At 66.5% G+C, this 12,473-nt stretch carries 13 protein-coding genes; 8 read left to right on the top strand and 5 right to left on the bottom strand.

Annotated features, from left to right (window positions below; translation table 11 throughout):
- Positions 1-9 precede the first annotated feature (9 nt).
- Positions 10-1,152 (top strand): threonine synthase, encoded by a 1,143-nt coding sequence (thrC, locus tag D573_RS0103355; RefSeq protein WP_026287905.1) that lies wholly within the window; start codon positions 10-12, stop codon positions 1,150-1,152.
- Positions 1,153-1,204: 52 nt separating this feature from the next.
- Here thrC and D573_RS0103350 read toward each other — a convergent pair whose 3' ends face one another.
- Complete coding sequence (locus D573_RS0103350; RefSeq protein ID WP_018145809.1) at positions 1,205-1,990, bottom strand: RibD family protein; 786 nt, start codon at positions 1,988-1,990, stop codon at positions 1,205-1,207.
- 149 nt (positions 1,991-2,139) lie between these two features.
- Between D573_RS0103350 and ribA the strand changes: the two genes are divergently transcribed.
- Positions 2,140-3,285 (top strand): GTP cyclohydrolase II RibA, encoded by a 1,146-nt coding sequence (ribA, locus tag D573_RS0103345; protein ID WP_018650207.1) that lies wholly within the window; start codon positions 2,140-2,142, stop codon positions 3,283-3,285.
- 16 nt (positions 3,286-3,301) lie between these two features.
- Here the strand turns inward: ribA and D573_RS0103340 are convergent, their stop codons facing one another.
- Together D573_RS0103340 and D573_RS0103335 are read right to left on the bottom strand one after the other, a co-directional pair.
- Positions 3,302-4,105 carry a creatininase family protein gene (locus D573_RS0103340; protein ID WP_018937710.1) on the bottom strand — a complete coding sequence of 268 codons (804 nt, stop codon included), beginning with the start codon at positions 4,103-4,105 and terminating at the stop codon, positions 3,302-3,304.
- Between the two features lie 45 nt (positions 4,106-4,150).
- Positions 4,151-4,930, bottom strand: coding sequence for an FkbM family methyltransferase (locus D573_RS0103335; RefSeq protein WP_018937709.1), 780 nt, complete (start codon positions 4,928-4,930; stop codon positions 4,151-4,153).
- Positions 4,931-5,089: 159 nt separating this feature from the next.
- On the opposite strand from D573_RS0103335, the gene D573_RS0103330 reads away from it, so the two are divergent.
- From D573_RS0103330 to D573_RS0103320, 3 genes are read left to right on the top strand one after another with little or no spacing between them, the layout of a single operon-like run.
- Complete coding sequence (locus tag D573_RS0103330; protein WP_018937708.1) at positions 5,090-6,247, top strand: ChaN family lipoprotein; 1,158 nt, start codon at positions 5,090-5,092, stop codon at positions 6,245-6,247.
- Positions 6,248-6,250: 3 nt separating this feature from the next.
- Positions 6,251-8,215, top strand: a complete 1,965-nt coding sequence (locus tag D573_RS0103325) for a M1 family metallopeptidase (protein WP_018937707.1) — start codon at positions 6,251-6,253, stop codon at positions 8,213-8,215.
- Complete coding sequence (locus D573_RS0103320; RefSeq protein ID WP_018176866.1) at positions 8,205-8,627, top strand: HIT domain-containing protein; 423 nt, start codon at positions 8,205-8,207, stop codon at positions 8,625-8,627. The genes D573_RS0103325 and D573_RS0103320 overlap by 11 nt, the downstream gene beginning before the upstream one ends.
- A gap of 27 nt (positions 8,628-8,654) precedes the next feature.
- Here D573_RS0103320 and D573_RS0103315 read toward each other — a convergent pair whose 3' ends face one another.
- Both D573_RS0103315 and D573_RS0103310 read right to left on the bottom strand, forming a co-directional pair.
- Positions 8,655-9,320 carry an OmpW family protein gene (locus tag D573_RS0103315; protein ID WP_018937706.1) on the bottom strand — a complete coding sequence of 222 codons (666 nt, stop codon included), beginning with the start codon at positions 9,318-9,320 and terminating at the stop codon, positions 8,655-8,657.
- A gap of 94 nt (positions 9,321-9,414) precedes the next feature.
- A complete protein-coding gene (locus tag D573_RS0103310; RefSeq protein ID WP_018937705.1) occupies positions 9,415-10,119 on the bottom strand; it encodes an SDR family NAD(P)-dependent oxidoreductase in 705 nt (234 codons plus the stop codon).
- A 60-nt stretch (positions 10,120-10,179) separates the two neighbouring features.
- Between D573_RS0103310 and D573_RS0103305 the strand changes: the two genes are divergently transcribed.
- From D573_RS0103305 to D573_RS0103295, 3 genes are read left to right on the top strand one after another with little or no spacing between them, the layout of a single operon-like run.
- The gene (locus D573_RS0103305; RefSeq protein ID WP_018169656.1) at positions 10,180-11,691 is read left to right on the top strand and encodes a DUF1538 domain-containing protein; all 1,512 of its coding nucleotides are present in this window, start codon (positions 10,180-10,182) and stop codon (positions 11,689-11,691) included.
- A gap of 3 nt (positions 11,692-11,694) precedes the next feature.
- Positions 11,695-12,042, top strand: coding sequence for a hypothetical protein (locus tag D573_RS0103300; RefSeq protein WP_018145799.1), 348 nt, complete (start codon positions 11,695-11,697; stop codon positions 12,040-12,042).
- 12 nt (positions 12,043-12,054) lie between these two features.
- Positions 12,055-12,447, top strand: coding sequence for a CBS domain-containing protein (locus tag D573_RS0103295; RefSeq protein WP_018145798.1), 393 nt, complete (start codon positions 12,055-12,057; stop codon positions 12,445-12,447).
- Positions 12,448-12,473: the final 26 nt, after the last annotated feature.

The raw sequence follows: 12,473 nt of genomic DNA, 5'->3' as shown, positions 1-12,473 counted from the left end.
GAGAACACCATGGCCTTTGGACATCGCTATACCGGACTGATCGAGCGCTACCGTGACCGCCTGCCGGTACACGACGACACGCGCATCATCTCGCTGGGCGAGGGCAACACGCCCTTGATCCGTCTGAACAACATCCCGCGCGATCTCACGCGCGAGGTCGAGATCTACGTCAAGTTCGAGGGGCTGAACCCGACCGGGTCGTTCAAGGACCGGGGGATGACCATGGCCGTGACCAAGGCCATCGAGGAGGGCTCGCGGGCGATTGTCTGCGCCTCCACCGGCAACACCTCGGCCGCTGCCGCGGCGTATGCGGCGCGTGCGGGCATTACCGCGTTCGTGGTGATCCCGGACGGCAAGATCGCCCTGGGCAAGCTCGCCCAGGCGATGATGCACGGCGCCACGGTGATCCAGATCGAGGGCAACTTCGACGACGGCATGCGTCTGGTCAAGGAGGTTGCCTCCAATACGCCGGTGACACTGGTGAACTCGGTGAACCCCTATCGCCTGCAGGGCCAGAAGACGGCCGCCTTCGAGATCGTCGAGGAACTGGGCCGTGCCCCGGACTACCACTGCCTGCCGGTGGGCAACGCGGGGAACATCACCGCGCACTGGATCGGGTACAGCGAGATGGCGGCCAAGAGCAGCGACGACGTGACCGAAGCCTGTTCCTATTGCAAGGGCCACTGCAAGTACGCGGGTGGCGGCATGGTGGGTAACCGTCCGCACATGGTCGGCTATCAGGCGGCGGGATCCGCGCCCTTCATGCGTGGGGCGATGGTCGATAACCCGGACACCGTGGCGACCGCGATCCGTATCGGCCATCCGCAGTCCTGGGACATGGCCTGGAAGGTCCGCGAGGAATCCGGCGGCTGGTTCGACGAGTGCCAGGACGACGAGATTCTGGCTGCGCAGAAGCTCCTGGCGGAAAAGGAAGGCGTGTTCTGCGAGCCGGCTTCTGCCGCGTCGCTGGCGGGTGCGCTACGCGACATCCGCGAGGGCAAGATCCAGGAAGGCTCCAGCGTGGTGTGCACCCTCACGGGCAACGGCCTGAAGGACCCGGATACGGCCATCGCCCAGAGCGTGATTCAGCCAGCCAAGGTCCCGGCGGAGCTGGACGCGGTCTCCCGCGCGATCCGCGACAACCTGGTTTGAGGCACCCCGCCATCGCGCGTGACGCGATGGCGAAGAGCGAATCTGGGTCGGGTCAGGGCTTGCTGCGCAGGTCCAGGTCGAACAGGGTGTCGCCGCCGAGGCGGAAGATACGGCAAGGCGGGCGTAACGCCTGATCCAGCGAGTCGATCTCCGGCAGGGTCACACCCGGACGCCCGGAGCCGATCAGCATGGGCGCAATGGTCAGGTGCAGCCGGTCCAGGGTGTCGGCCTCGAGAAAGCGCGAGACCGTCTGGCCGCCGCCTTCGACCAGCAGGCGATGCAGGCCCATCTCCGCGAGTTGGCCGCGGATCCTGGCGGGGTCGAAGCGGTCGTCGGCCCCGGTGGGCATCTCCAGGCATTCGACATGCTCGGGCAGGCCGCAGGGTCCATACCCGGCCGCGTGCAGGACAATGGTCCGGACCTCGGCATTGCGAAAGACATGCGCATCAGCGGGAATGCGGCCATCGGGGTCCAGGATCACGCGGACCGGGTTGGGGCCCTCGGTCTTGCGCACGGTCAGGCGAGGGTCGTCGGCTACGACCGTGCCGGCGCCGACGATCACGGCATCGACCAGGGCCCGCAGGCGATGCAGGCGCTCGATGTCCTCGGGGCCGGTGACGTAGTGCGACTTGCCGCTCGCGGTGGCAATGCGCCCGTCCAGGCTCTGGCCGAGCTGGGCCACGGTGATGCTGGGGGCCTCGACGATCGGGCCGTAGAGATCCAGCAGCTCGTGGGCACCCGGTGCCAGGGGGCCGGGCAGGGGGCAGCACCCGGGATCGGCCCGCTGTGCCAGCAGCCAGCGCCAGGCCTGCTCCTCGGTTACCGGATAGGCCGTCATGCCGCAATCCCCGGGGTTACGGGACCGCAAGTAGCGAGTTGGGGTAGGCTAACGCCGTCTTCGACCTGCCTGGCCAAGCCGGGAGCCGCCTCCGGGGAATTCGCGGTTTGCGGGCTGGTCATAAACAAAACTCCGTATGGAAGCACCCGATGCACAACGCCGATCGCGGGATCTTTGATCTTCGCCGGGGCCATCCGGTCCTGGTGAGTGGTTCGCAGTCGAGTGTACTCGTTGCGGCCGTCGAGGGGCTGACCCCTGTGTTGCTGGATCGCCTGACCCACATGACCGGGTCCGCGCCTCGACTGATTCTAACCGCGCACCGCGCCTCTGCAATGGGCTGGTCCCAGCCGCTGCAGGAAGGCTGGGAAGGTGTGGCCCTGGAATTCGCTCCGAATACCGATCCCGAGGCCCTGTTTACACTGGCCAGCGCCCCGGAGGCCTCGAACGAGACCACCCATCCGTACGCCGCGATTGGGGAGCCCACGGTGGTTCGTGCGCTTCCCGCAGAGGTCGCGGCCCTGGAGCTTGTGCGTGCGGGGCGTCTGTTGCCGGCGGTGGTGGCCGCGCCGGTCCCCGAGCCGGTGCCGGAGGCCATTCGCACGGCGCTGGCGGACGGCATGTTCCTCGACGTCGACGAGCAGGAGGCGCGCGCGGTGGCCAAGCACCCGCGCCTGGAACTGGCCTATGTCAGTGAGGCCCCGGTGCCGCTGGCGGACGCGCCGGTGACCCGGTTTATGCTGTTCCGCGAGGGCAACGGGATCCTGGAGCACGTCGCGGTGCTGATAGGGGAGCCTCGCGACTGGCCGGATGCGGTACCGGTCCGGCTGCACTCTGCCTGTCTGACCGGGGATCTGTTCGGCAGCCTCCGCTGTGACTGCGGCGATCAGCTGCGTCTGGGCGTGAAGACCATCAATGACTCGGGCGGCGGCGTCCTGTTGTATCTGGCGCAGGAGGGGCGTGGTATTGGACTGGCCAACAAGTTGCGCGCCTATACCATGCAGACGGCCGGACTCGATACCATCGATTCCGATTGCCAGCTGGGTTTCGAGGCCGATGGCCGGCGCTACGATGCGGCCGTGGAGATGCTGGAGTTCCTCGGCATCGACAGCGTGCGGCTATTGACCAACAATCCCGGAAAAATGGATGCCCTGCGTGCCGGTGGCATCGACGTGGTGGCACGCGAGCCGGTGCATGGCAAGCTGAATCCGCACAACCTGCGCTATCTCAGCACCAAGGCCGACCGTGGCGGCCACTGGCTCCAGGAGCTGCTGGCCTCGGAGGCCGAGCGCGGCTGACGCATCTCGCTCCCTCTCAGGGCGCGAGATGCGTCAGGTCGAACCGCGCGGCGTCGCGGATCGTCGCGGCCAGGGTGCGAGCGTAGTGCTCCACCAATTGCTGTCCCAACTCGGCGGTTGCGCCGCGGGCATCACCGACGACACCGGACGGGTGGAGGTCACCCGCCATCCAGGCGAAGGCCGCGCGCCCTTCGGGTTCCAGCACTTCCAGCTTTTCTGCGAGCTCCGCGCCCAGTGAAGGCGCGTCCAGGGCCGCTTCCATGCGCACGTGCTCGGGAGCGAGGAACCGCATCATCGCGGTCTCGATCAAGCCGCCGTGCAGGCCGTGGCGGAGCTCGTCGGGCGCGATGCGGGGTGCATCCGGCGCGGGCTGGGTGAAATAGTGATGCTTGACCACAAGCATGCCGTGGGCCCGGCGCAACTCCAGGGAGGCCAGATCGCAGATCGCGGTATTGCCGCCATGACTGTTGACGAGCAACAGGCGCCGCAGGCCGCTGCGGGACAAGCTGTCGCCGAGGTCGCGCAGGGCGGCCAGGGCGGTTTCGGGCTGCAGGGACAGGGTGCCGGGGAAGCCGGTGTGTTCGGTGCTGGTGGCGATCGCCATCGGCGGCAGGACCGCGATCGGAAGGTCCTCCGGCATGGTCTCGCAGGCGGCCTGCAGAAGGCCCAGTCCGATGCGATAGTCGGTATCCAGCGGCAGGTGGGAGCCGTGTTGTTCGATGGCCGAGAGGGGCAGGATCGCGACCGCGTCGCGAGCGGCGAGCGCGGCGATCCCGTCGCTCGTGTGGTGTTGCCACCAGGGGAGGTTGTCGGCGTTCATTCGCTCAGCCTTGCCGCTCGGACCGGTTCCGTCAAGGCGACCCCATCAAGCATCGTGTCGGCGGGCGTACAGGTCGCCCGAACCCAGGTTTTCGCCGTGTCGCTCCAGCCAGGCAAGGATCGCCGCATCGGATTGCCAGACGGCGAATTGATACTCGCGGCGTTCGCCGCGGATCAGGTTGTATTCGTACGGGCCCAGTTCCGCGATCTGCTCGAGGCAGTCGCGGGTGACGTCCAGCGCGCCGGCTACGAACTCGAAGGACAGGGCGGAGATGGGGTGGCTCAGGCCGCGCAGAACCTCGGCCTCCATTCCCTCGACGTCGATTTTGCAGAAGGTCGGTAGACCGTATTCGGCGATGAGCTGGTCGAGGGTGACCATGGGCACCGCGATCTCTTCGTCCCAGCGTACGTGTTCAAAGCTGCGGTTGCGGGTGCGCAGAGATCGCACCCAGGAACGCGAGGCGGAGGAGACGGTCGGGTGACGTCGGCTGACCTGCAGCTGTGCGGTACCTGGTCGTGGCCCGGCCACCTCGCGTCGAATCGAGATGCCCGGGCGCCCGCGCACCGCGCGGCGCAGCCAGGGCAGGAGCTGCGGTTGCGGTTCCAGGGCGACCACACGCGCGCCAAGATCGGCGAAGGCGCGGGTGCGGTCGCCGACATGGGCTCCGATGTCGAACACCAGATCCCCGGACTGAATAAACGGGGCATACATATGCTGTAGTCCGCGCTGGCGTCCGGGGCGGCGATAGATGATCAGGGATCGCAGGACACCGATGGTCTGATCGAGCCAGGCCAGGTGGCGTGGGTTTTGCGGGGGTGTGCTCATCCTTTCAGGCTAACCGAGCGGAGGTCTCGGGGGAACGCTGGAGGCGCCGCAGGGTCTTCTGGATAGTTGGCCGTGCAGGGACCCGGGCTCCGGGTTCGTGGAAAAGTGGGCGTTGGAAAATGGTCCCGCGCGTAGTGGGTTCGCAACGAGGAGTACTGCATGCAGGCGGGTTTTCGGGTGGGGACATGGGTGGGCGCGGTTGGCCTGCTGGCGACCTTGTTGGCGAGTACCGTGAAGGCGGGTAGTGATTGTCCGGCTCCGGGGGCGTGGTCCACGCCGGCGGGCGAGCCGCTGGATGCCGCCGAACTGTATGCCGACCTTGCCACCCGCGAGGTGGTGCTGCTGGGCGAGCGCCACGACCGGATGGATCATCATCGCTGGCAGTTGGGCACGCTTTCTGCGCTGCATGGTCAGCGCCCGGACATGGTGATCGGGCTGGAAATGCTGCCCCGCTCCAGGCAGCCGGTGCTGGATGCCTGGGTCGCGGGCGAGCTGGACCCGGAGGCATTCCTGGAGAAGAGCGGCTGGTACGAGCACTGGGGTTTCGACCCGGAGTTGTACTGGCCGATCCTGCACTTTGCCCGCGTCCACGACGTGCCGCTGCTGGCGCTGAACCTGGAGCGGGAGTATATCCAGCGTCTTGGTCACGAGGGCTGGGATACCGTGGATGCCGATACGCGCGATGGGGTGTCGGCCCCGGCCGCGGCGAGCCAGGGCTACCGTGACTATCTGGAAGCCGTGCTGGAACGTCATCCAGCGGGCATGGGACCGGACTCGGAACGGTTTATCGCGACGCAGCTGGCGTGGGATCGGATGATGGCTGGCGGGATTGCGGCGCACATCAAGGCGGGCGGCGATACGCCGCCACTGGTGGCCGCGATCATTGGCTCCGGGCACCTGGAATACGGCTATGGGGTGCCGCATCAACTTGCCGATCTGGGCGTGAACGAGGCCGCGGTCTTGTTGCCGCGCGAGCCCGGCGGTTGTGCGGACAGCGATCCGGCGCTTGCGGACGCCGTCTTCGGTGTGCCACACGACGAGCGTTTTGAACGTTCGAGTTTGATGCTGGGCGTGCACCTGGAGTCCGATGACGCGCCGGGGATTCGCATCCTGCGCGTGCAGGAGGGGTCAGTCGGTGAGGCGGCCGGCCTGGAGGCTGGAGATCGGGTTTTGCGGGCAGGCGAACAGACCATCCGCGCCGCTGGCGATCTGCAACGCGTGGTGCAAGCGACGCCACCGGGCATGTGGCTGCCACTGCAGATCGAGCGTGAGGGCAAGCGGCTAGAGCGCGTGGCACGCTTCCCGCGCGAGGACTGACGCATGCGCCTGGGGTTGTGGGTGTGCAGTGTTGCCTTGTGGCTGGCCAGTGGAGCGGCTTCGGCCGACGCGGCATACGGGGGTGTGACGCTGGAGGTGGAACTGGATCCCAGCCATGCGCGGCTGGAGGGGCGGTTCGAGGCGGATCCGGCCCGGATCGACCCGGCCTCGCTGCGCCGGTTCCGACTGGATCCGGGCATTGCCGTGGATGCAGTGACGCTTGGCGGGCAGGTAGTCGAGTTCGACCGCAGCGAGGATGGTTGGCTGGAACTGGCGCGCGAGCCGGGTGCGGATGACGGGCCTTTGGCGATCCGCTATGGGGCGCGTCTTTCGGCACCGGACCAGGCACGTCCCGGGAGCGGATACCTGGGTCCGGACGGCGGGTATCTGCCGCCGGGCGCCGACTGGTATCCGCGCCGTCCCGATGCCGAGCCCCACGCTGTGCGGATCGAATTGAAGAGCCTTGGTGGCCATCTCGGGGTGGCTTCCGGTTCCCGCGTGGCCGAGGAGCGCCGGGGTGACGAATACCATGCCACGTTCGAGCACCCCGCTGGTCGCGCCCTGGCGATCGCTACCGGCCCCTGGGAGTCGGCCGAGCGACGGGTTGGAGATGTGGAGGTACGCACCCTGTTTCCGGTCGGCCTCGAGGAGCGATTCGGGGAGACCTATCGCGAGCAGGCGGCCAAATACCTGCAGCGCTTCAATGACGAGATCGGCCCGTACCCGTTTGCGACCTTCACGATCGCCGCGAGTCCGCAGCCCGTGGGGCTGGCGTTTTCCGGCTTTACGTTGTTGGGGGAGCGTGTGATTCCGCTGCCATTCATTCCGCACACCTCGCTGGGCCACGAGGTCCTGCACGCCTGGTGGGGAACCGGGGTGTATGTGGACTATTCGGGTGGCAATTGGTCGGAGGGGCTGACGACCTACATGGCCGACTATCAGTTCAAGCGCGAACGCGGCGAAGGGCGGGAGGAACGGGGCCAGTGGCTGCGCGATTACGCGGCCTTGCCGGCCGGGGAAGATCGCGCGCACGGGAGCTTCCGGGGTGGCAATTCCGGGGCGGCTCGCATCGCCGGCTATCACCGCGGCGCGATGCTGTGGCGAATGCTGGAGGATCGAATCGGGCGCGAGGCGCTGCTGTCGGGTGCGCGGGCCCTGTCCGACGAATGGCGCTTTCGCGAGGCGGACTGGGACGCCGTGACCGGGGTGTTCGACGGAGCGACGGATGAAGACCTGCGGCCCTTCTTTTCCCAGTGGGTAGAGCGCGCTGGCGCGCCTGCGCTGGAACTGACGGGACAGCGCCGCGAGGCGCGGGGAGAGGGCTGGCGAGTACAGGGCCGGCTGCAACAACGCGACGAGCAGGCCCCTTGGGAGCTGTATGTGCCGCTGGAGCTGGAAACCGAGAACGGCCGCGAGACGCATTGGGTCGAGCTGAATGCGGCAGAGAAGGGGGTTTCGCTGGAGACCTCCAGCCGTCCCCTGGCCATTGCCATCGACCCCGACTGGCGAATGTTCCGCCATCTGGCAGCGGACGAGTCGCCCGCCATCCTGCGTCAGGGGGCGCTGGACCCGGAAGCCCGGGTGGTGGCGCTGGAGGATGCGGAACCCTCCGAGGTCGCCCCCTGGCTGGGTCGAGTGCCGGGCTCCGCGGACGACGCAGAAGGCATGCGGATCGTGCTGGGCTCGCATTCCTCCGTGGCCGGTTGGCTGGGGCGGCATGACTTGCCGAGCGACCCGGTCGCACTGGCGAATGCAGGCGAGATCGGTCCGGGTGCGCGGGCCTGGGCCGTACCGGATTCCCGGTTGGTTGTCATCAGTGGGGCGGACGCGGATACACGGCGCGAGGTATTGGCCGCATTGCGGCATCGATCCCACTACAGTTACCTGTTGCCCGGCGCGAACGGCGAATGGCAGACCGGCCTCTGGTCCCAGCCGGGAATATGGCAGGAGTTTGATGATGACGAATGAATTTCTGCTGGATCCACGCCTGGAGGCCGATACCTGGGCTGTGGCCGAGTGGCCACTGTCGCGGCTGCGGTTGATGGATCATCACGACTATCCCTGGTTCATCCTGGTGCCGCGTCGCGCCGATGTGCGCGAACTGCATCAACTGGCCCCCGAGGATGCCATCCAGCTGGCGCGCGAGTCCGGTGCGCTGGCGCGGGCGATGGAGCAGGCCTTCGCTCCGAAGGCGCTGAACGTGGCCAAGCTTGGCAATATCGTGGAGCAGCTGCACCTGCATCATGTAGCGCGCTGCGAGGGGGACCCGGCGTGGCCCGGCCCCGTGTGGGGTGCCCCGAAATCGCGCGGGCTGGAAACGCAAGAGGCCGAGGACCGCATTGCGCGGGTCCTCGGCCTCGTCGGAGACGTCGGCGGCTAGGCCGGCGTCAGACGGTCGTGGCTAGCGTCAGAAGCGGTAGCCGACGTTCATCCCGAAGGTCCACGGATCGATCTTGACCGTGCCCAGGTCGGCGCCGCCCAGCGACACGTCGGTTTCGATGTCGATCCAGCGAACCTCGGCGTTGACGAACCAGTTTTCGTCCACGGCAAAGTCGATGCCGGCCTGCACCGCGGCACCCCAGGAGTCATCCAGGTCGATGTCCTGCCCCAAAGTCACGTCAGCCGTATCTTCGTCGAAGAAGTGGGTGTAGTTGATGCCGGCGCCGACGTAGGGTCGAACGGCCGTTCCGGTGTTGAAGTGGTACTGGAGGCTCAGGGTCGGCGGCAGGTGGCGGGTGCTGCCGATGTCGACACCGCCCACGTTCAGATCATGCTTGAACGGGATGGCGACCAGCAGTTCCAGGCCCAGGTTGTCGGTCATCATGTAGGTGATGTTGCCGGAAGGGCGGGTGTTGGAGCCGACGTCAGCTGGTGCAGTGGCGCTCAGGCCCAGGCCTCTTGCATCCAGATTGCCATTGTCGGACTTGGGGGCCACGTGGGTCAGGCCGCCACGCAGCAGCCAGTCGCCAGCGGAGACATCGGCGTTGGCAGCGGTCGCGTGGGCCGGGATCATGGCCGCGGGGGCCAGCAGGCCGGCCAGGGTCAGAGCGCGCAGGGTGGTGGAACGTTGCATGTCGAGCCTCCGAATCGGTGTATGTTCGCAGGCACTATCTCGCCATCGGTATTAGCGGTTGTTGATGCAGATCATGGTTGTGGCGGGTGAGCGTTCAGAATGGCAGGCGCTGGCCCTCGAAGTCGTGGAAGCTGCCGGACTGGTCGGCCTCCAGATGGTCCAGGACACCGAGCAGACGTTCGCTTGCGTATTCGGGGCTGAGGACCTCCGGGGCGCGTGACCGGTACGGCTCCGACAGACGGGTGTCGCAGGTGCCAGGCTGAAGCGCAATCACCAGCGCATGGCGATGGCTGAAGCGTAGTTCCAGGGCCGTGGTCCGCACGATCTGGTTGAGCGCGGCCTTGGAGGCGCGATAACTCACCCAGCCGCCCAGATGGTTGTCCTCGATGGAGCCCACCCGGGCCGAGAGGGTGGCCAGGATGCCCTTGCGGCCCCGCGGGAGCAGGGTTGCAAGGTGCTTGAACAGTAATGCAGGGCCGATGGCGTTGATGGCGAAGGCACGGGCCATAATCGTCGGGTCGAGATCGCGCAGGCGCTTCTCCGGGCCGTGGCCGTCGATGGTCAGGATCCCGGTGGCGTCGAGGATCAGGTCCCACTCGGGTGCCTGGTCTCGCAGCCAGGCGGCGGCGTGTTCGATGCTGGCCTCGTCGAGCAGGTCCACGGACGGGGTGCTTTGGCGTCCGAGGCCGACCACGCGTTCGCAGTTCGGGTCGTTCTCCAGGTGATCGACAAACGCGGCACCGAGGCCGCCCGTGGCGCCGATGACCACAGCGCGATAGGGTATCTGCAGGGATTCCATGCAGCGTAGGACCATTACGCTTGCGATTGATTCCGGGGCGGCGCCTCGGTTAGGGAGCGCATGAATTTTCTCCACACCCTGGGTCATGCGGCACGCAACCTCGCTCCGATCGTGATCGTGGTGGCGGTGTTCCAGGCGCTGGTGCTGCGCACGGTGCCGGATGGCCTGCTGTCGATGGTGGTGGGCCTGGCCATCGTGGTGTTCGGCGTGGCCTTGTTCCTGCAGGGCCTGGAGATGGGGATCTTCCCCATCGGCAAGAACCTGTCCAACGCACTGGCGCGGCGTGGATCGTTGCTGTTGCTGATGGCCTTCGGCTTTACGCTCGGGTTTGCGACGGTGATCGCGGAGCCGGCACTGATCGCGGTGGCGGAGCAGGCGGAGGTGATCAGCGAGGGCCGTATCGAGGGCATGGTGCTGCGGCTGATTGTCGCGCTTTCGGTAGGGGCCGTGGTGGCGCTGGGGATCCTGCGCACGGTGCTCGGACATCCGCTGCACTGGTACATCCTGACCGGATATGTGCTGGTGGTGCTGGTGACCTTCTTCGCCCCCGAGGAGATCGTGGGCCTGGCTTACGACTCGGGCGGGGTGACCACGAACATCGTGACGGTGCCGCTCGTGGCGGCACTGGGCCTGGGGCTGGCGGCCTCCATAAGCGGGCGTAACCCGCTGCGCGACGGCTTCGGGCTGGTGGCGCTGGCGGTGATGGTGCCGATGATCACGGTGCAGATCTACGGGATCATCGTGTTTACAGGAGCGGAGATCGCGGCTCCAACCGGCGCCGAGACAGCGGCCATGGATCCGGGAACCGATCTGCCAGGCGCAGGCGAGCGGCACTGGCTGTCCGCGATGGGCATGGACCTGTTGCTGATGCTGCGTGACGTGGCACCGATCATCGCGGTGATCGTGGTGTTCCAGTATTTCGTGCTGCGCAAGCGCATCCCGTATCTGCCGCGGGTGATGTTCGGTTTCGTGTTGGTGGTGCTGGGGCTTTATGCCTTCGTGGTGGGGCTGAAGCTGGGCCTGTTCCCGATCGGCGAGAGCATGGCCGAGCAGTTGATTACCAACGAACTGTTCGTGTGGGTCTATTTGTTCGCCTTTTCCATCGGGTTCGCGACCACCATGGCGGAACCGGCGCTGATCGCGATTGGCCAGAAGGCCGAGGAGGCCGCTCGCGGTTCGTTGCGCGGCAATGTAATCCGCATCCTGGTGGCGCTGGGCGTGGCCATTGGCATCACCATCGGAGTGCACCGCATCCTGGCGGGGGACTCCATCCACCACTACATCATGGGCGGCTACCTGCTGGTGATCGTGCTCACGATCCTGGCGCCCAAGCAGATCGTGGCACTGGCCTTCGATCTTGGCGGGGTGACCACCTCCGAGGTGACTGTGCCCCTGGTGACGGCTCTGGGGATCGGCCTGGCGACGCACCTGGAGGATCGCAACGTACTGATCGACGGCTTCGGTCTGATCGCGTTCGCGTCGATATTTCCCATCGTCACGGTGATGCTCTACGCGATCGCCGTGGACCTTTACGAACGCTGGTCCGCTCGCGACGAGCGGCAGGAGGAGTGAGCAATGCGATTTTCTGCACTGGTGGCCGTCCTCTCGGATGATCTGGAGGAACAGGCGATTGCCACGGCCAAGGAAGCGGGCGCTGGTGGCGTAACCATCATGGATGCGCGCGGGATTGGCGCCGAGGCCCGCAGGACGTTTCTCGGCATGACCTACGAGGGCAGTCAGTCGGTCCTCTTGTGGGTGCTGGAGAAGAAGGTGGCCCTGGACGTGCTCAAGTGCATCTCGAGGGAGCTGGACCTGGCCAATGACCCGCGGGGAGTGGCCTTTACGGTGGATGTGGCCCATCTCGCCGGTATCGGGCGCAAGCAGATCGAGCAGTTCCAGGAACAGGTCAAGGAAGAACTCTGACGGAGAGCCAACATGCTGGTAAGCGAAATTCTAAGACCCAATGTCGTCACGGTGTCTCCCCTGGCACCGCTGCGCGAGGCGATGCAGCTGATGCGCAAGCATGGCGTCAAGTCGCTGGTGGTGGAGAAGCAGCACGCCCACGATGCCTACGGCATCATCACCTACACGACCATCCTCAAGACGATCGTGGCGGAAGAGGGCGATATCGACCTCTCGAATGTCTATGATGTCTGCACGAAACCGGTGATCACCGTGCCCGCCGAGATGGATGTGAAGTACGTCGCGCGGCTCATGGTGAGCCAGGGGATCCGGCGGCTGGTGGTGCTGAAGGGCAACGAGCTGGAAGGGATCGTGACGACCAGCGACATTGTTGGGTCGATCCTCGAGATGGCGGACATGGACTGAACCGCGCCGCCCCAAGCGGGTCGGAT

Origin of the sequence: Thioalkalivibrio sp. AKL9, from assembly GCF_000377825.1 — a bacterium.
Classification (GTDB): domain Bacteria; phylum Pseudomonadota; class Gammaproteobacteria; order Ectothiorhodospirales; family Ectothiorhodospiraceae; genus Thioalkalivibrio; species Thioalkalivibrio versutus.
Note: the sequence above shows the minus strand (reverse complement) of the source record. Positions and strands in the feature narration are given on the sequence as shown.